A 22,305-nucleotide genomic window follows, 5' to 3' on the forward strand; every position below is an offset into this window, starting at 1 on the left:
TTAACATGTACATTCCTTATCGTTTAGCTGTGCCCAAAATAACAAATTTTTTGTCGCTTGCCAGCACGTCTGAACCACCAAACATGCGTTTAAGTTTAACGTGATGTTCAAGATGCCTGTTTCCAACCACCACTAACTGGCCACCTTTTACTAACGCGTGTTTTGAATCGTTAAACATTTGCCATGCAATATGGTCGGTAATGGCATTTTGTTGATGGAAAGGGGGGTTGCACAATATCTTGGTTACCCAAGGCGATTGTTGCTTTTCTAGCAAGCTTTCAAGGCAATTACTGGCAATAAACTCACACTGGTCGATTTTGTCTGGGAAATTCTCAAGTACGTTTAATCGCGCACTCTCCACTGCCATAAAAGACTCATCAATAAATATGACCTTGCAGTCGCCTGCCAAGGCTAAAGCGTTTACGCCTAATATTCCATTGCCGCAGCCTAAATCGACCACGGTTTCGTTAGCACTTACGGTCATATGCTCAAGCATTAAACGGGCACCAATATCTAATGACTGACGAGAAAATACATTTGCGTGGTTTTTTAATACGAAGGTTTGGCCTGTGGCGCCTTTGCATTCCCATGTTTCAGGATAAGGCGAAGGGATAGGTGAAATTTTTTCATCAAGGGTACTAAAAACCAATCGCGATTTTTTCTTTGCCAAAGAGGTTTTAGCAGGGCCAATGATTTTCTCAAACAAGGCGGATACCGACTTGGTCACGGCTTTTATTTTACCTGCCGCCACAATATGCGTACCAGGCGCAGCATAGCGTTTAATATCGATAAGCTGTTGTTCAAGTAACGCCAGTGTGCGAGGTACTTTCAGCATGATAACGCTGGGGGCATTCTCTGGCATGAAAGTAAGGCTTTCAACACTGGTTAAACTGGTTACGGGTGACGTTAGTGCGCCAGCCTCATCAATAACCGGTTTCAAATGGTTACGCCTTAGGTTTTCTTGTAATGATCGCAAGCTAATATACGAATCTGAAATCCAAATAGGATTATACTGCGTAAACCAACATCCAAGGGTACTAAAGTCATCATTAAAAATGAGTATGGGCCCCAAGGTAGAGGATGTTTCAGTTTGAGTTTCAACAAGCGCTTCAAGGTGCGCTTCCACATGCTCAATAAGCAGCTCATCGGCACTATCCCACGCTTGTAGGCTTTTATGCTGATGTTTTTCAGGGTAGCGTATTAAGGTAAACTGGCGCTCTGCCATTGAAAATTCTGTATTCATTATTTTCTTGTCTAAAGTTATCGGGGTGTTATGCAATTACCACTTTTTACTGACGCGAAAGCAGCGAAAAACTCACCCATTACGCTACCGTTGCCAGAAGCTGAGGTGCGCTATTATCCGCAATGGATTAGCTCAGAGCAAGCGAATGACTACCAAGGCGTGTTTGAAAGCACTTTGCCGTGGCGACAAGATACCATTCGTATGTATGGAAAATACCTCGACGTGCCTAGATTACAGGCTTGGCAAGGTGATCCTGAGTGTCTTTATAAATATTCGGGTATTAAGCTTGCACCACAACCTTGGACCCCTGAACTAGCGGTCATTCGAGATAAATGCATCGAGGTTTGTGATATACCCTTCAACAGTGTGCTGGCAAACTGGTATCGACATGGGCAAGACAGCATGAGTATGCATGCTGATGATGAGCCTGAACTCGGACCTAATCCCGTGGTAGCGTCGGTCACTTTTGGTGAGTCTCGCCCTTTTGTGTTTAAACACAAAGAAACTGGCGCCCGTTTTACCCAAATATTGGAGCACGGAAGTTTATTAGTCATGGGGGAAACCACTCAATCGCATTATCTGCACGGTATTGCTAAGACGACTAAACATATCGGTGGTAGAATTAACCTTACTTTCCGGCACTTAATTTCAACAAAGTAGTTTTCATATGAATGTTAAAGAATTTATAGAATCAACCCTAACAAGCGCGCTTTCGCCTGCGTTGTTGAACGTGGAAGACGAGAGCTTTATGCACAATGTGCCTGACGGTGCACAAAGCCATTTCAAGGTCACCGTCGTTACTGATGCCTTTGAAGGCAAACGTTTAATTGCCCGTCATCGCGAAATTAATACGTTGGTCGATGAAGCCTTGAAAGGGCCCGTACATGCGCTAGCATTACATACTTATACCCCAACAGAGTGGGTGGCCCGTGGTGGCGAAGCGCTCACATCGCCAGCCTGTTTAGGTGGCAGTAAGTCATAACGCGTTTTTATAGTCGCTTCATTTTTCAATTAAGAACTTGATTAAGTATTCATTTTAATTTTCTATAGCCCCAATAGGAGCGCTACGTAACATGGAAGTAAGAAGTTCGGTTAACGCGTATTTGCAAATAGTAAAAACACCTACGGTGCAGGTGGTGTTATTAGGCGGAGGTTTTTTGCTGCTAATGCTATTTGCCACTATGGAAGTATTAGCCCCTTTTGACAACGCCGTCATTGAAATGTTGGTGTGGGACGATATGCCAGGGGTGATTCAACGCTTCTTTGAAAATTTCACTGCGCTTGGCAGTAATGAAGTACTTATCTTTTTTTCACTTGCCGTTGCTGGTTTTTTGAAATTGACTGGGCATCCAAAAAAAGCACTTACGCTATTAATGGCGGTCGCTGCAGGTTTAGTGATTACCTTTGTGCTTAAAGCGGGTATAGACCGTCCTAGGCCGCCGCTGTCTGGCCATCAAGTTACCGTATTAACGCAAAGCTTTCCCTCTGCTCATGCCATGATGTCTACCCTTGTTTACTTCTGTATAGCGAGGCTTTTTTGTTTTTCTATTACAGAAATTAAATTGAAAATATGGGTATATTCTCTGACTACGCTATTGGTATTTGTTATTGGTTTGAGTCGTGTGCAGCTTGGTGTGCATTGGCCGACAGACGTAATAGCGGGGTGGCTAGGAGGCGGGGCGATAGCCGCATTTAGTTTCTACGTGATTAAATGGCAAAGGAATTTACGCATTCGTTCTGATCATTCGAAATAACCCTTAGCTTTCATATATTGGCCTTCTCAAATTAGCCTCATGAAATTAGCTTTTACAAAAAAATGGCTTCTATTATGACGAACGCAGAAAGCGATGCTAGATTATCGGTTAGCCGCATGCTAACCGAAGATCTTTACCGCATGCAGTGCTTGAACGCATTAAAATCGCTAAAGTTGCCCCAAGGGTATTTAGCGGCGGGATTTTTACGTAATGCCATATGGGATGAGCTTCACGGCTTTAAGAAACCTACGCCGTTAAACGACATCGATGTTATCTACTACAACCCATCAGATACCTCAAAAAAATCAGAGCTCCACATAGAAAATGCGCTGTCTGAGCAAGTACCTTCAGCACTCTGGCAAGTGAAGAATCAGGCACGTATGCATGTGAAGCACGGTCACAACGCGTATAAAGACTGTGAAGAAGCGATTAGCTATTGGATAGAACAAGAAACCTGTGTGGCTATTAGGCTTTGCCCAAATGAAGAGGGCGATAAGTTTGATATGCTTGCACCCTATGGGCTATCACGTAATTTTGCCGGTACGATTTCGATAAACCCCCGCCACCCTAGAGCCGATGTATTTACTCAGCGGGTACACACGAAAAATTGGCTGGTAACGTGGCCGCAACTTACGTTGAGTTCAGCGTTGGTTAGCTCTATTTGATATTTCAACCACGGTAGCGGCTATATCGGTCAGCTTTTTATGCTCATTCATGGCCTGCTTTTGTAGTTTTCGGTACGCATCATTTTCATTTAATTGAAATTGCTGCATCAGAATAAGTTTGGCTCTATCCACCAACTTGTGCTCGGTAATGGCGCGTTTGGCTTCATCTAACTCACGGCTCATGTCTTCAATATACTGAGCTTGTCCTCGCAATAAATCGTAAAATGAGCGATGTGCAGACAGGGTTTGTGTTTGTTCGCTAATATCAGTGTTTTTACCCGAACCCGTCATATCATGTTGTAGTAGCGAGAGATCACTGTCTTCCACTAAACCTGGCATGCTAGGGTCGAATAGCATTGTGAGGGGGGAGCCATCTTGTGCGTGTTCATCGGTAAAGCTTTCAATTAACCGCTGATGATTTTTCATTTCATGATGCGCATTGCTTACTTTAGTTTGCGCTTCTTTCGTTAAGCTGTCGGTCAGTTTATTCTCAATTTCTTGCATGGCATCAATACGACGTGTGGCCACATCGAACCATACTTCACTAATTTCAGCCGCAATGGGGCTACCATCAGCAAGCTGCGCAATCATTTTGCGCAATTGACTAATATCGTGCGCCGCGGGGCTGTCATCTAATAGCTCATAAGCCTCTTTGTGGCAGGTGCGGGCGAATTCATTAAACACGGTAAAGTGATGCTGCTGGGCGTGTTGTAGTGCGCTGAGCTTGTCACACAAGCGCTTGTCAAAATGCGTCTCTGCGAAGCCAATAGCACCCCATGCACGTTCTTGCCCCGCATATTCTTTCCCCTGCATAAAGTTAAATAGTGCAACTAAAAGGCGGGTAATGACGGGATCGCTTGCAATATCTGCCGCTTCAAAAATTACAGTAAGTAACCCTGCTACTAAGCGGCAATAAGCGCGGGTGGAATCTAACGGTGAAAGGGTTAGGTTTTTCGCTTGTTCACGAAGTACGGGCAGGTAATCAATACCTTGAAGGGCTAAAGTAATGCTGCTTAACAAGCGAGGGTTAGCCGTGTCATGGCTATCGGTTAAATACAGTGATTTAAGTTGGCTGCGCAACATCGACTCTGCTTCACAGCTTGCTTCAATATGGGTGGCACGTTGCCCTGCAAACCTATCGCCTTTAGACGCTAAATAAATGTTGGTGGCACCACGTTCTCGCTGCAGAGCATGCACCATATTTCGAACGGAAATAACAATGCGGCAGTTGCTGGATAACTGCTCAAGCACCGTGATTTCAGCTCGTTTCGCGGCGAGCAAGAAGCGCTTAGTGGCATCGCTATAATGCGTAGTGGCCGTTATTTCATGGTTTGTTTGCATGATACGTTATGGAATTAGCGAACTTAAGGAATACTTTATAAAAGCAATGCGTATGCCTGAACGTATCACTCTTTAACATGTTTATTTAAGTGTTTGTTTTTCTTTGCTTATTTATTCTTATGGGGCGATGGTGAAGGTGTTTTTTTGAGCAGGCATCTATAGCCGTTAATGCGCGTACCGCGGTCTATGCTCAATAACGGTGCAAGTTAAGAGGGGCTTAAACTTGCACCTACTTCAATATTTGCTATTACGCTCTTACAACTCGAAGAAACCAGCCGACAAAAATAGAAATAAGAAGCCCGAAAAAAGACATTAACGCAGTAATCATCAATAATTTGCCTGAAAAGTCAGGGTCTTCACCGGCTTCCGTCATTAGCATGCCAGATGCTTTGAAGATAAATAATGCGGCGATAGAAAATAGCAAAATGACTGCAGTAGACATTAGCGTAGATTTCCAAAAGGTTTTTGGAAATGCCCAATGAATAGCGCCTGCCACTAGCACGCATAAAATAGTGAGTAAATAAGGGACCACTTCCACTCCTTATCGGTTGGTTAAATACACCTCGTTGCCAAAAGTATCAGTAACCTAGATTGAAAAATTAGTGTGAATACAATTGAGAGCGCCAATGACAATAAACGACGAATCAATTGTTAGGAAAAACTAAGCTTATTACGATGCCATGGAAAGCCAGCCTTGTCAGCTTAAAATCCGCCGTACGATTAACATTCTATTAAAAGATTTTAAGCATTAATGGTGGTAGAATCGCACACAAAAATTGTGCATGACAGTGATCTACAGTATTCACAGCTGTACTGTTAACGCACGCCCCCTAAAACCTCTAGACTCCTGAGAAAACATGTTTGATTTAATTACTAATCGAGATAGTAATGTAAAAAATGACGTGCTTTCTGGTATTACCGTTGCACTTGCACTGGTACCAGAAGCGGTTGCTTTTGCATTTGTTGCTGGTGTTGAGCCCATGATTGGGTTGTATGCCGCCTTTATGATGGGACTTATTACGTCGGCCATTGGTGGACGTCCAGGAATGATTTCTGGTGCGACAGGTGCGATGGCCGTGGTCATGGTGGCTCTAGTAGCACAGCATGGTGTTCAATATCTGTTTGCCGCTGTTATTTTAGCCGGTCTACTGCAAATACTCTGCGGTATATTCAAGCTTGGTAAGTTTATCCGATTGGTGCCTTACCCTGTTATGCTGGGGTTTGTAAACGGCCTAGCGATTGTTATTTTCCTTGCTCAACTAGGGCAATTTAAAGTGGTTAATGCGTTTGGTCAGCTGGAGTGGATGCAAGGAACCATGTTGTACTGGATGCTTGGATTGGTTGCACTGACCATGGCGATTATCTACTTACTGCCTAAGTTAACCACAGCGGTACCGGCGTCTTTGGTGGCTATTGTTACGGTAACGGCTATGGTACACGGTCTCGATTTAGAAGCGCGTACGGTAATCGATTTTGTGCGTGATTTATTACCTGAAGCGCAAAAGGCCACTGCTACACTTGCCGGTGAGTTGCCTACATTTGCTATCCCTATGGTGCCATTTACCTGGGAAACAGTGATGATTGTTCTGCCTACTTCAATCATTTTATGTTTGGTTGGTTTGATTGAGTCATTACTGACCTTATCACTTATTGATGAAATGACAGATACCCGCGGTCGTGGCAACAAAGAATGTGTTGGTCAGGGCGTGGCGAACACAGTGAATGGCTTTTTCGGCGGCATGGGCGGTTGTGCCATGATTGGACAAAGCATGATCAACATTAACTCTGGTGGTCGTGGTCGTTTATCAGGAATTACTGCTGCTTTGGTACTTCTTGCCTTTATCCTTTTCGCTGCACCATTGATTGAAATGATCCCGCTAGCCGCGTTAGTTGGCGTAATGTTCGTGGTGGTTATCGCTACCTTTGAATGGGCATCGTTCCGCATTATTCGTGGTGTAAACAAAGAAGACGCTTTTGTTCTGTTTTTAGTTACCGCGGTAACGGTTATAGCTGACCTAGCGATTGCAGTAGTGGTGGGTGTTATCGTTTCTGCCTTGGTATTTGCATGGAAGCATGCACGCCATATTGAGGTTAAAAGTCACATCGATAGTGATGATTGGAAAGTCTATGATTTAGAAGGGCCACTGTTCTTCGGCTCTGTTAGTCATTTCAAAGACTTATTTGATATTGCCAATGACCCAGAGCATGTGGTTATCGACTTTAAAGAATCGCGAATTTGGGACTCATCGGGTATAGATGCCTTAGATACGTTAGCTGATAAATACGAACAACAAGGTAAGAAACTGCATATTCGTCATATTAGTGATGAGTGTCGCAACTTATTGCGTAAAGCTGATAAGTTCGTAGAAATTAACGTGAATGAAGATCCACGTTACCGGGTTGCTACCGATAAGCTAGCTTAACCGCTGCTGGTTATTGCCTTGGTGTCGCTACTGAGGCAGATTACCAATACGAGAGAGCGCTTAGATGCACCAAATGAAATCGCAAATGCTTTTGTTTGGTGCAAATTAAGGTGGTTCGAAAAGCCTGTTTTTTGAATAAATCTATATAAAACAGGCTAGTAATGACATGGCACTAATATTGGATATACTTTTTTGTGTGAAAAATTGTGTGTGTATGTTTAGAGCAACCTAGCTCATAAAAATTTGATAGCTATGATCACTCGTAGCGCTTGATAGGCAACGAAGCCCGCAACAACGAAAGTTGGTGCGGGCTTTTTTTTGTCCCGAATAAAGGGGAGAGACCATGACATCTTTGGCATCTAAAACGCGAATTCTCGTCGTTGGAAACGGAATGGTAGGGCACCATTTTGTTGAACAGCTTCATCAAAGCAGCGATAACGTTGACATCACCGTACTGTGCGGTGAGTCGAGACTGGCCTACGATAGAGTACATTTGTCCTCTTACTTTAGTGGTGCTAGCGCAGATGACTTAGCCCTAACAACCGCTGATGTATATCGTGAGTGGGGCGTTAATGTGGTGACAAACGCCATAGTGACTGACTTGCTGCGCGACGAGAAAAAGGCGTTAACGGAAGATGGTCAGGTATTTCCTTACGATAAGTTGGTACTGGCCACTGGCTCTTACCCATTCGTTCCGCCTATCCCAGGAAACGACCAAGAGCACTGTTTAGTGTATCGCACTATTGATGACCTGATTGCGATTGAGAACTCTGCCCGCGAAAGCAAAGTGGGTGTGGTAGTGGGTGGCGGTTTATTAGGGCTTGAAGCGGCAAACGCGTTAAAAGAAGCAGGCCTTGAAACCCACGTGGTGGAATTTGCGCCTCAGCTTATGGCTGTGCAGTTAGACGAAACCGGCGGTGACGTACTTCGCAGTAAAATTGAATCGTTAGGGGTAACCGTACATACCCAGAAAGCAACACAGGTTATCGAAGCCGGTGAGCAATCACGCTATCGCATGGTATTTGCCGACGGTACTTTTCTTGAAACCGATATGGTGCTGTTTTCAGCGGGTATTCGCCCATCAGATCAACTCGCCAGAAAATCCATGCTAGCCCTTGGTGAACGTGGCGGCATTGTGGTTGATGATAATTGTTTAACGTCCGACCCTGATATTTTCGCCGTGGGCGAATGTGCACTGTGGCAAAACCGCATATTTGGTTTGGTTGCACCAGGTTACACCATGGCTCGTGCCGCAGTAAGCGCACTAGCAGGTGGTGATACCGTATTCACTGGCGCCGACATGAGCACAAAGCTTAAGTTGATGGGCGTGGAAGTGGGCTCTATTGGTGACGCGCATGAGCGTACCACTGGCGCACAAAGCTACACCTACTTTAATCAGCCAGAAGGCGTGTACAAGAAGTTGGTGGTAGATGAAAGCCAACAAAAAGTGTTGGGTGCCGTGTTAGTGGGTGATACGAGTGACTACGACACCTTGTTGCAATACGCCTTAAACGGCATTGATTTGCCGGAAAATCCTGAAACTCTTATTTTGCCAAGTGCAGGGGCTGCGCCAGCATTAGGGGCTGATGCACTGCCAGATACCGCCACAATTTGCTCTTGTCACAACGTGGCCAAAAGCGACATTGTATCGGCTATCGACGAAGGCTGCTGCAGCCTTAGCGACGTAAAAAGCTGTACAAAAGCCAGCACGGGTTGTGGTGGATGTACTGCTCTGCTTAAAAACGTGGTTGATAGCGAGCTTGAAAAGCGCGGTGTCGAAGTCTCAAAAGCCATATGTGAACATTTCAACCATACCCGCCAAGAACTATTCCATATTGTAAAAGTGAACGGCATCACCTCTTTTGATGAATTGCTCGACAAGCATGGTACCGGTCTTGGTTGTGAAATATGTAAGCCAGCAGCAGGCTCTATTTTAGCGTCTGTGTATAACGATTACGTACTTAAACAAGAGCATTTACCTCTTCAAGATACCAACGATATCTATCTTGGAAACATGCAAAAAGATGGCACTTACTCTGTGGTTCCTCGCGTGGCGGGGGGAGAAATTACGCCAGAAAAGCTAATTTTATTAGGCGAAGTTGCCAAGAAATACAGCCTGTATACCAAAATCACTGGCGGTCAGCGTATTGATTTGTTTGGCGCACGGGTCGATCAACTTCCTGATATTTGGGAAGCCCTTGTCAAAGGCGGCTTTGAAACAGGGCATGCATACGCTAAAGCCCTTCGTACGGTGAAGTCTTGTGTGGGCAGCACTTGGTGTCGCTACGGCGTTCAAGATTCGGTGAAAACCGCCATCGATTTAGAGAACCGTTATAAGGGCTTACGTGCGCCGCACAAGATTAAATTTGGCGTGTCCGGCTGTACGCGGGAATGTGCAGAAGCTCAAAGTAAAGATATTGGTGTTATTGCCACCGAAAATGGCTGGAATTTATATGTGTGCGGAAACGGCGGTATGAAGCCTCGCCATGCCGATTTATTCGCTACCGATTTAGATACAGAAACACTGGTTAAGTACATCGACCGCGTATTGATGTTTTATGTACGCACCGCCGATAGACTTCAGCGTACATCGGTATGGATGGACAACTTAGAAGGGGGCTTAGCTTACCTGCAAGATGTTGTCATGAATGACTCGCTAAATATTAACGCTGATTTAGAAGCCCAAATGGAAACCGTGGTTGGTGCTTATCAGTGTGAGTGGAAAACCACGCTTGAAAGCGAAGCCTCGCGTAAACGTTTCCGTCAATTCGTTAACACAGATGGCACCGACACAAACATTCAGTTTGTTTCTGAGCGAGGTCAAGTTAGGCCTGCCACTGAATTAGAGAAATCTAAAGGTGCCGACAACCTCATTGCGGTTGACGTAATTTAATAAGGAATAAACTGATGACAGCAAATACAGAAGTGGCGCCCCTTTGGCATGATGTGTGTGGCATTGATGAAGTGGTAACAAACAGCGGTGTTTGTGCACTTGTAGAAGGTCAGCAAGTGGCACTGTTTAGTGTGATGAGAGGTGGTGAGCAATTCCTTTACGCCATTAGCAACTGGGACCCTATCGGTAAGGCAAACGTGCTATATCGCGGCCTTATAGGTTCTATAGCTGATGATGTCGTGGTGGCATCGCCCCTTTATAAAGAGCACTACGTGTTGGCCACAGGCAAGTGTATTGAACGTGATGACGTAAGCGTAGTGGCGTATGATGTGAAAGTGGAAGGTGAGCGAATACTCGTTGCTGTCTAACCCACTTTTCTATGTTGTTTTTGTTTATTAAGAGAGTTTATCCATGAATATGGCTACACCAAAAACCACTATGCTGGAACCATTACTACGGCAAAAGCAAACCACCTGTCCTTATTGTGGTGTGGGTTGTGGTGTAGATATCAGTTGCAACGTTAGCGGGCGTATTACCTCCCTGGACAAGGTTACTGGTACGCCCGAGCATCCGGCCAATTATGGTCGTCTGTGTGTAAAAGGCACAAACCTGCTCGAAACAAACGATCTTAGCGGCCGTTTGCTTCACCCAACCATGGCAGGTGCAAAGGTAGATTGGGACACGGCTACCCGCGCGGTGGCTGATAAAATCACTCAGACTATTGCTGAACATGGGCCGGATGCCGTTGCGTTTTATGTGTCAGGGCAACTACTGACCGAAGATTATTATGTTGCTAATAAGCTCATGAAAGGGTTTATTGGCAGCGCCAACATAGACACAAATTCACGGCTTTGTATGTCTTCTGCCGTTGCAGGTTATAAACGTGCGTTTGGCGAGGATGTGGTGCCTTGTGATTACACCGATTTAGAATGTACTTCACTATTGGTGCTTACAGGCAGCAACACCGCGTGGGCACACCCCGTATTATTCCAGCGCATTCAAAGGGCTAAGCTGTGCAATCCTGATATGAAGGTGGTGGTAATTGACCCGCGAGAAACTGAGACCTGCACAATTGCAGACTTACATTTACCGCTAAAAGCAGGCAGCGACGTTGCGTTGTTTAATGGGTTACTTCAATTTGCTCACAACAATGGGGCAATAGATGAAGCTGCGATTGGTGAGTTTACCCAAGGGTTAAATGACGCCATCACAAGTGCTAACACTATTGATGCTAAAGACGTGGCTAGTCTGTGCGGTTTAAATGAGGCGGATTTAAACACCTTTTATGATTGGTTTATCAATGCTGACACTGCAGTTACATTCTATTCCATGGGGGTTAACCAATCTTCAGCTGGGGTAGATAAAGCTAACGCCATTATTAATTGTCACTTGGCATTGGATTTTATTGGCAAACCAGGTTGTGGTCCTTTTTCTATAACCGGTCAGCCAAATGCCATGGGGGGCAGAGAAGTGGGGGGGTTAGCCAATATGCTGGCGGCCCACTGTGATATTGAAAACCCTGAGCACCGTGAAAATGTAAAAGCGTTTTGGCAGTCTCCGGCTATGCCAGAGTGCGGCGGATTAAAAGCGGTAGACTTGTTTTCAGCTATGGATGCAGGGCAAATCAAGTTTGTGTGGATAATGGGCACGAACCCTGTAGTGAGTATGCCTTATCGGGAGCAAGTTGAATCGGCGCTTAAAAAATGCGATATGGTGGTGGTGTCAGATATTGTACAAAGTAACGATACCCTTGCCTTTGCTGATATTGCATTGCCTGCAACAGGATGGTCTGAAAAAGACGGTACTGTAACGAATTCCGAGCGCAGAATTTCCCGTCAACGAGGCATCATGCCGCCTCCAGGTGAAGCCAAACATGATTGGCAAATCATGTGTGATGTAGCCGATAAAATGGGCTTTGCCAGCGAGTTTTCTTACTCTCACCCTAGCGAAATATTTGATGAACATGCCCGTTTGACCGCATACAAAAACGACGGCGCGCGATTGCTCAATCTTGCCCCTTTAACCGGGAAGTCTCAGGCTCAATATGATGCAATGGCGCCTGTGCAATGGCCACTTATTACCAACAGCGACCAGACACTTGCACCTGTTCGCCCCTTTTATAACAAAGTGTTTTCTACCCCGTCGGGCAAAGCAAATTTTGTTGCAGTGCGATTCTTACCTCCCACTCAAGTTACCTCGAATGCATTTCCTTTTGTGCTTAATAGTGGGCGAATGCGTGATCAGTGGCACACCATGACACGAACAGGCAAAGCGCCGGTACTCCATGCTCATACTGACCACGCTAATGTTTATATTCATCCCGAAGATGCAAAAGCATTGGGTGTTTCAACGAACGACTATGTCACGCTTAGCAGTAAAGTGAGCGGCGAAACACCCTGTATTTTCCCTGTGCAAATTGATAAACGTCAGCGCCAAGGCGATGTATTCGTCCCTATTCATTGGTCTGGGGAGTGGGGTTCGCACAGTAAGTTGGCAAAACTTTATGCGCCCGCGACCGACCCTATTTCAGGGCAGCCAGAACTTAAGCATGGTGCGGTATCGATTACGCCCCTCAACTTTTCAAGCTACGGAAAGCTCTATATTAGTGATGACGTTCAAGCGGCACATGGCGAATGGGATATCGTAAAGGTGCTGAACGAGGTAGTGGAAAGCAATAACGGCTACTGGGCTAAATATTTAATTGATAATGGGCTGGGCGTATCTATTGCCAGCCAACTTGAATCGCAAGCGGTAATAAAAGGGTTGCTAGAAAAACTACCTAAAAATTGGGTGTGCTATCAACACAAAACCGCCGACAGCCAAGTGCTTATTTGTACATATGAAGATTCGTTTTGTTTTATGGCGTTTTTTGGTGTGCAAAGCCCCAGTACGAAGCCAAAGTATGATGTGCCAAATTCATGGGTAGACAGTGCATTAACGCAAAGTTTCAACCCTGAAAAACTGGCTAACTTTTTACGTTGTGACGTTGACGAAGAATTTTTAAATGGCCCTGTGGTTTGCAGCTGTTTTTCTGTAAGGGAAAAAACCATTAGCAAAGCAATAGTAGACGGGTGCTCATCAGTTTCTGCATTGGGCGATACGTTAAAGTGCGGCACAAACTGCGGCTCCTGCAAACCGGCTTTAGCAACATTAATTAACGAACATGCTACCACAGTAGAAGACGTCGCTCGTGAAAGTTAACACCAAGCGGGTGGCTGATAAGAAAGCTACGCAGATTACTATCAAGAATGCTACTGGCATAGCATTTTGCATGAACGTGACTAACACAAGAGCGACGACGAACCTTGCTCTGGAGAGATTATCATGAACACTTTGTTTAACACCTTTGGGCTGTTGTTTCGCGATGCATTATCGCAACCTGCTCGTCACTCTACATCAGGTTTTTTAAGTGGATGGTTAGGCAACGGAAAAAGCGCGCCACGTAGCAAAAAAGAGGGCAAAGTGTACATTGTTGGGGCTGGCCCAGGCGATGTTGAATTACTCACCCTTAAGGCGCTTAGATTAATCAAACAAGCTGATATTGTTTTGTTTGACGCATTAGTGGGCAAAGATGTTATTGCTGAAATTCCCCGTCATGTGAAACGTGAATATGTGGGTAAACGATGTGGTCAGCACAGTATGAAGCAGCAAGAGATTAGCGCGAAGGTGGTTGAGCTAGCGAAGGCCGGTCATTGTGTGGTGCGACTTAAAGGTGGCGACCCTGCGTTGTTTGCTAGAACTTGCGAAGAAACCATGGCACTGACAGAAGCAAATATTCCTTTTGCTATTGTACCTGGCATTACGGCGGCCTCAGGCATGTCTGCTTACACAGGTATCCCGCTAACGGATAGACGCTGTGCGCAGTCAGTAAGTTTTATTACTGCCCATTTTCAAAATCCTGAAGCATGGCCCGATATGCCCCAGTTGGCAAAAAACGTAGCCTCTCAAACCGTGGTGGTTTACATGGGATTAAGTCGTTTATCTACGTTATGTGAAGAGCTAAAGAAACAAGGTATTGCAGATGATTGGCCTGTTGCCGCGGTAGAAAATGCTACAAGTCCTCAGCAACGTGTTATTGAAGGTACCTTGAGTTCAATTAGTGAGCAGGTATCTCATGCGAATGTTAGTGGTCCTACGTTACTTATTTTTGGAAAGGTGGTAGAGTCACGACAACTCGTCAATACATCACTTTTACACAATAAGCAGCATGTCTCAGCAATTTAGCAACTATATAAAAATCATCGGCAAGGGCCAAAAAGGGGGGCGCAGTCTTACCCGCCAAGAAGCTTACGAGTCTATGAAGATGGTTTTGTCTAATCAGGTTACCGGCGATCAACGTGGTGCGTTTTTAATGCTCTTGCGTACGCGAGAAGAAACCCCAGAAGAAGTCATTGGGTTTATTGATGCATGCCGTGAATTACTAGAACCTGAACTTGCTAACTTAACACCCACGTTAGATGTGGGCTGTTATGCCGGTAAGCGCCGCCAGTTACCCTGGTATCTGTTATCGTGCGCGGTACTGGCTAAAAATAATTACACCATTATGCTACACGGCGCCCATGAGCCAGGCTCTGGTCGGTTATACGCTAGCAAAGCTTTACCTGCTTTGGGGCTTGAAGAAGTAAATAGTATTGCCGATGCCTCTCGCCAAATGGGTGAGTTTGGTGTTACCTACCTCGACCTGTCGCACTTATTGCCAGCGCTTAATACCATCATAAAATTACGTGAAGTATTTGGGTTACGCTCATGTGCAAATACCTTGGCGCGCTTGCTGAACCCGACGTCAGCTCCCTATTGTGTGCAGGGTGTCTATCACATGCACCTTGATCATAAACATTGTCGTGTGAATGAAAGTTTTCCTGCGTTCGAAGCGCTGTGCTTTCGAGGCGATGGAGGAGATCCGGAAGTAAACAGTGAACGAAAAACCGAACTCTATGTCACGCGCAATGGAAGTACCGAAGAAATTATTCTTCCAGAGTTGACAGAAAAAATGGCCCTCAAAGATACGCAAATGAACGTGAACGATATGCTCGCGGTTTGGCGAGGTGAGACTTCGCATCTTTATGGGGAACAAGCCATTCACGCAACCCTAGTGAGTTACCTTATCTTACTTGAAGGGTATGACGTAGATGAAGCGAATACGCTTGCCACACAAATGTGGGCAAAACGAGATAAAACCGCGTTACCCTTCACTCAGTATTAGGCCATTTGAAGTTAATGCTGTTGTCTTAGAATCAAATTATTTCCAAATTCTTCTAATAATTAAGTAACTTGTAAATCCTCTGCTATCTTTAGATCAGCCAAGTAAGGCAATAACGACTTTGCATCCTCGCTTGCTCTCATAAACGTTATGGGAAGTTTGTGTGAGCGAGATGCTATGCCCGAACGTCGAGGAGCACGGGATGTTTTTTAAGAATAAGCAATTGTTAGAAGAAGTAGAGCGTTTACGCAAAGATGTTGAATCGTTTCATACAGTGGAAAGTGAACTTAGGGCTGAAATGCTTTATGTCGAATTGGATAGAAACGGCAAAATCAGTAGAGTGAACGACAGCTTTTCAGATGCAATAGATTTTTCATCTAATGCACTTGATGGAAAAACCATGGATAGCCTCATTCCTCAGGGAGTGATGGGGCAGTCCGCCACGAAAGAGTTTATTGCCGCGATTAAGCAAGCACAGCATTGGCACGGTGCGATAAACCTTGCTAATGCTAATGGTGAAGACCGCTGGTTCAGAGGTATATTGCAGCCAATTACTAACGAATCCGGTGGTGTAGAACGCATCGCGCTGTACATGGCAGAGCAAACCAAAAATATTAATAAAAGTCGTGAAATGAACGATATGCTGGCTGCATTAAACCGTTCCATCGCGGTAATTGAGTTTGATCTGACAGGCAAAATTCTTAAAGCCAATGACAACTTTTTATCTACGATGGGCTACTCATTAGAGCAAATTCTTGGAAAGCATCACAAAATATTTTGCCCAGCAGATGAAGTCGACACACCAGAGTATCGACAATTTTGGAGTGACCTATCGCAAGGGAAAATGTTTTCAGACCGTTTTAAGCGGGTAGATAGTCGAGGCAATGATGTATGGTTGGAAGCCTCCTACAACCCTATTAGGAACGATCAAGGCGTGCTTTATAAGGTCGTTAAATTTGCTACAGCGATCACAGAACAAATGCAAAGAGAGTTTGCTATTTCTGAGGCCGCTAATGTTGCTTTCAATATATCGGAAGGTACGGGAGAGCAAGCCCAAAAAGGTAAAGAGGTAGTGGGTAGTATGGTGCGAATTATGGGGGAGCTCACTTCGCAGATGGGAACAGCTAGCGAGGGGATTCGCGAACTCGACGAACAGTCGCAAAAAGTGGCTGATTTAGTTAAAAGCATCAGTGGTATTGCCGATCAGACCAACTTACTGGCGTTGAATGCGGCAATTGAAGCCGCCAGAGCGGGCGACCAAGGAAGAGGCTTTGCCGTTGTTGCTGATGAAGTGCGCCAACTTGCGTCAAGAACCAGTACTGCCACTGAAGAAATTGTCAGTGTGGTAAATGAAAACAGAAAGCTTACCGAAAATGCGGTGCAACTTATTGAAGCGGGCCAGGAAAAAGCGAGAGAAGCGCTTGAGTACTCGACTGAGTCGGGCAAAGTCATGAACGAAATTCAAAATGGCTCCTCAGAAGTCGTAAACGCCATTGGTCAATTCACCCAACGGCTGTAAAGCCTGAAACGATAAATAAAGCACTGAGGGGGAGTGTGGTGTCTCCCTCGTGTTTCTATTCTCCTTCCCGCTGTGCATCAACCATCCCTATGCCGTGCATCGAACACTTCTAGTGCAATAAACGCACTGTTATTGTTCAGGCAAAAGAATGATTACCATTTGTGTTTTTGCTAAATCCTATTATTTCAGTGTGTTAGGGTTTTGGCACGAACTCTGCTTTATTAATGGCAGTTATACTATGAAGCAATACCAAAACAAAAAAGTACATTGAGTACTGGTAGCAACAACTAACACCCAAACAATAAGTTCGCCTGTACCTCATTAACTAATGATTACAGGCTCGGCATCGAAGCCCACCAAGCGCGACGTTTATTCGTCTACGCTGGTGGGTTTTTTTTTGGCTAAAGGAAACATAAATGACCAAGTTTAAAAACGTTTCAATGCTCAAACAAATAAAGAAAAAAATGACAGCAGGCTTAACCGCTGCGATAGCCCTTTCTTTTACCTTAGTCGCGCCACTTGCTAGCGCTCAAAGCGATGAAAAAGTGGGTTGGCCAGAAAAAGAAGAATTAAAATTTGGTTTTATCAAACTGACCGACATGGCGCCATTGGCCATCGCTTATGAAAAAGGCTTTTTTGAAGACGAAGGTTTATATGTCACCTTAGAAGCCCAAGCAAACTGGAAAGTATTGCTTGATAGAACCATTGACGGTCAACTTGATGGCGCTCACATGCTAGCAGGGCAACCTCTTGGCGCAACCATTGGTTTTGGTACCGAAGCGCATGTTGTGACAGCGTTCAGTATGGATCTAAATGGTAATGGCATCACTGTTTCAAACGAAATATGGGAAAAAATGAAAGCCCATATTCCGGTAGAAGACGGCAAACCTGTTCACCCCATTAAAGCTGATTATTTAAAGCCAGTGGTTGAAGAATACCGTGATGCAGGTAAGCCGTTTAACATGGGTATGGTTTTTCCTGTATCGACGCATAACTACGAGCTTCGATACTGGCTTGCTGCCGGTGGTATTCACCCAGGCTACTATGCACCACACAAAGGTGACAATGCTGGGCAGATTGATGCTGAAGCTTTGCTGTCGGTTACCCCTCCTCCTCAAATGCCAGCTACGATGGAAGCCGGTACTATCTATGGGTATTGCGTAGGCGAACCTTGGAACCAGCAGGCGGTATTTAAAGGTATTGGTGTGCCGGTTATTACCGATTACGAAATTTGGAAAAACAACCCAGAGAAAGTATTTGGTGTAAGCCAAGCGTGGGCCGATAAGTACCCGAATACACATATTCGCGTGGTTAAAGCGTTAATTCGAGCTGCCATGTGGTTAGATGAAAATGACAATGCTAATCGCCCAGAAGCAGTAAAAATATTAGCGAAAAGCAACTATGTTGGCGCCGATGAAGATGTGTTGGCTAACAGCATGACAGGCACCTTCGAATATGAAAAAGGCGATAAGCGTGAAGTACCAGACTTCAACGTATTCTTCCGTTATAACGCCACTTACCCGTTTTACAGTGATGCGATTTGGTATTTAACGCAAATGCGCCGCTGGGGACAAATTTCAGAGCCTAAATCAGACGATTGGTATAAAGAGACTGCACGTAAAGTGTATAAGCCAGAGGTTTACGCCATGGCTGCAAAAGCACTTATTGCCGAAGGAAAAGCAAAAGCGACGGACTTCCCAGCGTTTGCCACTGAAACTGGCTTTAAACCACCTCAATCTGAATTTATCGACGGCGTTACCTACGACGGTAGCAAGCCAAATGCTTATCTTGAGCAGTTTGGTATTGGGCTAAAGGGTGAAACTGTTCTTTAACAGTTTCACAGTCATACACAAATAGCGGAGAACAACATGAGTAAGATGGCAAATATATTAAGCTTTTCGCCAGCCAAGTCACCAATGAGCGGTACCATGGGGGCGGTTTATAGTCGAGCACCCGCTTTATTATTGCCTCTTATTGGCCTTTTGATGTTCCTCGCTGTTTGGAATGGTGTGGCGAAAAGTATTGATACCTCACTCGGGCAATTCCCTGGTCCTGCTCAAGTGTGGGAGCAAGCAGGTTCGCTTATTGCTGAGCACAGTGCACAGCGAGAAAACGCTAATGCGTTTTACTCCAGACAAGAAGAGCGCAACGCCGCTCGGGTTGCACAAGACCCAACTTACGAACCAAAAATTCGTGAGTATACCGGTTCACCCACCTTCTTTGATCAAATATGGACAAGTCTTTACACCGTCATGGTGGGGTTTCTTATTGCCTCAGTGATTGCTGTACCTGTGGGTATTTTATGTGGGCTGAGTAAGTCAGCCTATGCGGCCATTAATCCGCTCATACAACTGTTTAAACCTGTATCACCTTTAGCATGGTTACCATTGGTCACTATGGTCGTGAGCGCGCTGTATGTTAGCGACGACCCTATGTTTTCAAAGTCATTTGTAACATCGGCACTCACGGTATCTTTATGCTGCCTTTGGCCCACGCTAATTAACACTGCGGTGGGTGTGTCTGCTATTGATAAAGACTTGATTAACGTGAGCAAGGTACTGCGTTTAACGCCGATGTCTCATTTAACAAAAATCATTCTGCCTTCTTCTATTCCTATGATTTTCACAGGGTTAAGACTGTCACTTGGCATCGGCTGGATGGTATTGATTGCGGCAGAAATGCTGGCGCAAAACCCAGGTCTTGGTAAGTTCGTCTGGGATGAATTTCAAAATGGTAGTTCAGAATCTTTGGCTCGCATCATGGTAGCGGTGCTCACTATAGGCGCTATCGGTTTCATACTCGACAGGATAATGCTGTCGGTTCAACGTGCAGTGAGCTGGGACAAAACCAGCGTATTACGGTAATTAAGGAGAAAGAACATGCAAGCTAAACACTTGGAATTAGAACAAGTAGGCATCGATTTCCCTACACCGAAAGGCCCATTTACGGCACTTACTGATGTAAACCTTAAAATTGCGAAAGGTGAGTTTGTTTCATTAATCGGTCACTCGGGCTGTGGTAAATCAACCGTGCTTAATATTGTGGCGGGTTTACACCAAGCTACCACGGGCGGAGTCATACTCGATGGTGCTGAAGTGAAAACGCCTGGGCCAGAGCGTGCGGTTGTTTTTCAAAACCACTCGCTATTACCTTGGTTAAGCGTTTATAAAAATGTGGAATTGGCCGTAAAGCACACCATGCGTGGCAAGTCTAAAAAAGAAATGCGAGATTGGATAATGCACAACTTAGAGCTTGTGCATATGACACATGCTCTTGATAAATTACCTAGTGAGATATCTGGTGGCATGAAGCAACGTGTTGGTATCGCTCGCGCATTAGCGATGGAACCCAAAGTCTTACTCATGGATGAGCCCTTTGGGGCACTAGATGCGTTAACCCGCGCGCACCTGCAAGACTCATTAATGGAAATCCATGCCGATTTAGGCAATACAGTGATTATGATCACCCATGATGTAGATGAAGCCGTATTGCTTTCAGATAGAATAGTGATGATGAATAACGGCCCAGCTGCCACTATAGGCGAAATCCTCGATATTGAGCTGCCTAGACCCCGAGACAGGCTTAAGCTGGCTGACAACCCTCAGTACAACCACTACCGACATGAAGTGCTGACCTTTTTGTATGATAAACAAAAAAAAATTGAGCCGGTGTCTTCCCATATCAAATCTAACCAAGCTGGAGGTGGTTCTGCAAAAAAAGCGAACAGTAAATCCGACGCAGCTTGAGTTAGGCGTTTAACGCTGATTCAAAGCGCGACACATAAGTCGCTAAAACTTATTTAAACCCTTAGGTGCTTATCCCATTTTTTACTGGGAGGGAGCCCCTTAACTAAAAATCGTCAATAAGAACGCTAACCATCAAACGTTAACATCGTTAATAACAAGGGAACGCACATGAATACGCAAGATATGAAACCATCAACAGCGCTGACAAAAGCACCGTCAAATAGGTTTACACCGGCACAAAAGCGCTTTACTCAAGCTGCACTGACAAGTGCTATGTTGGCGTGTTTTAGTGCGCCATCAATGGCGCAGAGCTGGCATGATGTGCTTAGTGAGGCGTCTACATGGGCAGATTTGAACTTACGTTATGAATCAGTCGACCAAGATAATGCACTTGATGATGCTAGTGCATTAACACTTCGTACTCGCCTGGGTTTTAAATCCGGAACGTTGAACGGGTTTTCCTTTACCGCAGAAGTGGAAGATAGCCGCATTGTTATGGGGCAAGGCGATTATACAGTAGGCCCTACAGGTTATAACGTAGGTGAGTATTCAGTGATTGCAGATCCTGAAACTACAGAAGTGGATCAAGCGTTTATTCAGTACAAGAATGAAAAGCTTACACTTAAAGGGGGCAGACAAGTGATTGCCCTCGATAATCACAGGTTCGTAGGGCATGTGGGATGGCGTCAAGATAGGCAGACCTTTGATGGCGTTACTGCTACCTATGCGCTTAACGAGAAAGTGAATTTCTTTTATGGGTACCTTACCCAGCGAAATCGAATTTTTGCACAAGCCGCTGATTTTGATTCAAAAGATCATTTATTCAACGCGAGTTTCAAAACAGCGGTAGGAAAATTTACCGCTTACGGTTATTTATTAGAAATTGATAATGACACCGATAATGCGCTTGATACCTACGGTATTCGCTATAACGGCAGTATGAAAGGTGAGACAGTGAACTGGGCATACGGCGCTGAATTTGCTACGCAAAGCAGTGAGTCAGGCTCTGGCGAAACCGCTACCGACTATGATGCTAGTTACATTAATGCAAACCTTGCAGCTACCTTTTCAGGTATTACCGCGAAGATTGATTATGAATTGTTAGGCTCTGACGACGGTGCATATGGTTTTGCCACGCCACTGGCCACCCTGCATAAATTTAACGGTTGGACCGACCAATTCTTAGGTACACCTGCACAAGGTCTTCAAGATGTTACTTTCTCTTTATCCGGAAAATTAGCGGGTGGTAAATGGTTGCTGGCCTATCATGATTTTAGTGCCGATGAAGCCTCAGCCGAGGTGGATGATTTAGGTAGCGAAATTAACGTACAGTACGTAACTAAAGTGATGGATAAGGTCACGCTTGCGGTGAAGTATGGTAGCTACTCGGCTGGTGATATCAAAGTAGACGCCAATAAGCTATGGGTGTGGGCAAGTACGCGTTTTTAATCATGCTTGAGGGTGTTTGATGCCGTTGTTTTAAAAAACGACATCAAATAAGCCCCACCAGCAGGGCCGACA

General features: G+C 45.0%; 18 protein-coding genes. 15 read left to right on the forward strand and 3 right to left on the reverse strand.

Annotated features, from left to right (window positions below):
• Positions 1–16: 16 nt before the first annotated feature.
• The gene (locus tag C7Y69_RS08630; protein ID WP_126872427.1) at positions 17–1,243 is read right to left on the reverse strand and encodes a methyltransferase; all 1,227 of its coding nucleotides are present in this window, start codon (positions 1,241–1,243) and stop codon (positions 17–19) included.
• 30 nt (positions 1,244–1,273) lie between these two features.
• On the opposite strand from C7Y69_RS08630, the gene C7Y69_RS08635 reads away from it, so the two are divergent.
• The 4 genes from C7Y69_RS08635 (at position 1,274) to C7Y69_RS08650 (ending at position 3,662) form a co-directional block, all read left to right on the forward strand.
• Positions 1,274–1,903, forward strand: a complete 630-nt coding sequence (locus C7Y69_RS08635) for an alpha-ketoglutarate-dependent dioxygenase AlkB family protein (protein WP_126872428.1) — start codon at positions 1,274–1,276, stop codon at positions 1,901–1,903.
• Positions 1,904–1,910: 7 nt separating this feature from the next.
• A complete protein-coding gene (locus tag C7Y69_RS08640; protein WP_013785476.1) occupies positions 1,911–2,225 on the forward strand; it encodes a BolA family protein in 315 nt (104 codons plus the stop codon).
• A 91-nt stretch (positions 2,226–2,316) separates the two neighbouring features.
• Entirely contained in the window at positions 2,317–2,997 is a 681-nt protein-coding gene (locus tag C7Y69_RS08645; RefSeq protein WP_126872429.1) for a phosphatase PAP2 family protein, read from the forward strand.
• 74 nt (positions 2,998–3,071) lie between these two features.
• Positions 3,072–3,662: a nucleotidyltransferase family protein gene (locus tag C7Y69_RS08650; RefSeq protein WP_244360436.1), complete on the forward strand. Its 591-nt coding sequence runs from the start codon at positions 3,072–3,074 to the stop codon at positions 3,660–3,662.
• Here C7Y69_RS08650 and C7Y69_RS08655 read toward each other — a convergent pair.
• Positions 3,639–5,003 carry a nitrate regulatory protein gene (locus tag C7Y69_RS08655; RefSeq protein WP_126872431.1) on the reverse strand — a complete coding sequence of 455 codons (1,365 nt, stop codon included), beginning with the start codon at positions 5,001–5,003 and terminating at the stop codon, positions 3,639–3,641. The genes C7Y69_RS08650 and C7Y69_RS08655 overlap by 24 nt on opposite strands.
• Before the next feature lie 247 nt (positions 5,004–5,250).
• On the reverse strand, positions 5,251–5,535 hold the full coding sequence (locus C7Y69_RS08660) for a hypothetical protein (RefSeq protein ID WP_013785472.1): 285 nt from the start codon (positions 5,533–5,535) through the stop codon (positions 5,251–5,253).
• 325 nt (positions 5,536–5,860) lie between these two features.
• Between C7Y69_RS08660 and C7Y69_RS08665 the strand changes: the two genes are divergently transcribed.
• The 11 genes from C7Y69_RS08665 to C7Y69_RS08715 all read left to right on the forward strand — a co-directional run bounded on the left by C7Y69_RS08665 (position 5,861) and on the right by C7Y69_RS08715 (position 22,233).
• Entirely contained in the window at positions 5,861–7,426 is a 1,566-nt protein-coding gene (locus C7Y69_RS08665; protein ID WP_013785471.1) for a SulP family inorganic anion transporter, read from the forward strand.
• A gap of 343 nt (positions 7,427–7,769) precedes the next feature.
• Positions 7,770–10,319 carry a nitrite reductase large subunit NirB gene (nirB, locus tag C7Y69_RS08670; RefSeq protein ID WP_126872432.1) on the forward strand — a complete coding sequence of 850 codons (2,550 nt, stop codon included), beginning with the start codon at positions 7,770–7,772 and terminating at the stop codon, positions 10,317–10,319.
• 14 nt (positions 10,320–10,333) lie between these two features.
• Complete coding sequence (gene nirD, locus C7Y69_RS08675) at positions 10,334–10,687, forward strand: nitrite reductase small subunit NirD (protein ID WP_013785469.1); 354 nt, start codon at positions 10,334–10,336, stop codon at positions 10,685–10,687.
• A gap of 43 nt (positions 10,688–10,730) precedes the next feature.
• Positions 10,731–13,520 (forward strand): nitrate reductase, encoded by a 2,790-nt coding sequence (locus C7Y69_RS08680; protein WP_126872433.1) that lies wholly within the window; start codon positions 10,731–10,733, stop codon positions 13,518–13,520.
• 123 nt (positions 13,521–13,643) lie between these two features.
• Positions 13,644–14,543, forward strand: a complete 900-nt coding sequence (gene cobA / locus C7Y69_RS08685) for a uroporphyrinogen-III C-methyltransferase (RefSeq protein WP_126872434.1) — start codon at positions 13,644–13,646, stop codon at positions 14,541–14,543.
• Complete coding sequence (locus tag C7Y69_RS08690; protein ID WP_126872435.1) at positions 14,527–15,522, forward strand: glycosyl transferase family protein; 996 nt, start codon at positions 14,527–14,529, stop codon at positions 15,520–15,522. Before cobA ends, C7Y69_RS08690 begins: the two co-directional genes overlap by 17 nt.
• A 199-nt stretch (positions 15,523–15,721) precedes the next feature.
• A complete protein-coding gene (locus C7Y69_RS08695) occupies positions 15,722–17,038 on the forward strand; it encodes a methyl-accepting chemotaxis protein (RefSeq protein ID WP_126872436.1) in 1,317 nt (438 codons plus the stop codon).
• Between the two features lie 416 nt (positions 17,039–17,454).
• Complete coding sequence (locus C7Y69_RS08700; RefSeq protein ID WP_126872437.1) at positions 17,455–18,870, forward strand: CmpA/NrtA family ABC transporter substrate-binding protein; 1,416 nt, start codon at positions 17,455–17,457, stop codon at positions 18,868–18,870.
• 36 nt (positions 18,871–18,906) lie between these two features.
• Complete coding sequence (locus C7Y69_RS08705) at positions 18,907–19,902, forward strand: ABC transporter permease (protein ID WP_126872438.1); 996 nt, start codon at positions 18,907–18,909, stop codon at positions 19,900–19,902.
• 15 nt (positions 19,903–19,917) lie between these two features.
• Positions 19,918–20,784 (forward strand): ABC transporter ATP-binding protein, encoded by an 867-nt coding sequence (locus tag C7Y69_RS08710; protein WP_126872439.1) that lies wholly within the window; start codon positions 19,918–19,920, stop codon positions 20,782–20,784.
• A gap of 273 nt (positions 20,785–21,057) precedes the next feature.
• Positions 21,058–22,233, forward strand: a complete 1,176-nt coding sequence (locus tag C7Y69_RS08715; RefSeq protein WP_409513425.1) for an alginate export family protein — start codon at positions 21,058–21,060, stop codon at positions 22,231–22,233.
• The last annotated feature ends 72 nt before the right edge of the window (positions 22,234–22,305 follow it).

This window comes from Alteromonas sp. KS69, assembly GCF_003989595.1.
In the GTDB taxonomy this organism is placed as follows: Bacteria; Pseudomonadota; Gammaproteobacteria; order Enterobacterales; family Alteromonadaceae; genus Alteromonas; species Alteromonas naphthalenivorans.

Coding starts and splice junctions, on each gene's coding strand:
- nirD (WP_013785469.1), top strand. CDS start 10,334: ATGACAGCAAATACAGAAGTGGCGCCCCTTTGGCATGATGTGTGTGGC.
- C7Y69_RS08700 (WP_126872437.1), top strand. CDS start 17,455: ATGACCAAGTTTAAAAACGTTTCAATGCTCAAACAAATAAAGAAAAAA.
- C7Y69_RS08645 (WP_126872429.1), top strand. CDS start 2,317: ATGGAAGTAAGAAGTTCGGTTAACGCGTATTTGCAAATAGTAAAAACA.
- C7Y69_RS08715 (WP_409513425.1), top strand. CDS start 21,058: ATGTTGGCGTGTTTTAGTGCGCCATCAATGGCGCAGAGCTGGCATGAT.
- C7Y69_RS08705 (WP_126872438.1), top strand. CDS start 18,907: ATGAGTAAGATGGCAAATATATTAAGCTTTTCGCCAGCCAAGTCACCA.
- C7Y69_RS08710 (WP_126872439.1), top strand. CDS start 19,918: ATGCAAGCTAAACACTTGGAATTAGAACAAGTAGGCATCGATTTCCCT.
- nirB (WP_126872432.1), top strand. CDS start 7,770: ATGACATCTTTGGCATCTAAAACGCGAATTCTCGTCGTTGGAAACGGA.
- C7Y69_RS08635 (WP_126872428.1), top strand. CDS start 1,274: ATGCAATTACCACTTTTTACTGACGCGAAAGCAGCGAAAAACTCACCC.
- C7Y69_RS08665 (WP_013785471.1), top strand. CDS start 5,861: ATGTTTGATTTAATTACTAATCGAGATAGTAATGTAAAAAATGACGTG.
- C7Y69_RS08695 (WP_126872436.1), top strand. CDS start 15,722: ATGTTTTTTAAGAATAAGCAATTGTTAGAAGAAGTAGAGCGTTTACGC.
- C7Y69_RS08630 (WP_126872427.1), bottom strand. CDS start 1,243: ATGAATACAGAATTTTCAATGGCAGAGCGCCAGTTTACCTTAATACGC.
- cobA (WP_126872434.1), top strand. CDS start 13,644: ATGAACACTTTGTTTAACACCTTTGGGCTGTTGTTTCGCGATGCATTA.
- C7Y69_RS08640 (WP_013785476.1), top strand. CDS start 1,911: ATGAATGTTAAAGAATTTATAGAATCAACCCTAACAAGCGCGCTTTCG.
- C7Y69_RS08655 (WP_126872431.1), bottom strand. CDS start 5,003: ATGCAAACAAACCATGAAATAACGGCCACTACGCATTATAGCGATGCC.
- C7Y69_RS08680 (WP_126872433.1), top strand. CDS start 10,731: ATGAATATGGCTACACCAAAAACCACTATGCTGGAACCATTACTACGG.
- C7Y69_RS08650 (WP_244360436.1), top strand. CDS start 3,072: ATGACGAACGCAGAAAGCGATGCTAGATTATCGGTTAGCCGCATGCTA.
- C7Y69_RS08690 (WP_126872435.1), top strand. CDS start 14,527: ATGTCTCAGCAATTTAGCAACTATATAAAAATCATCGGCAAGGGCCAA.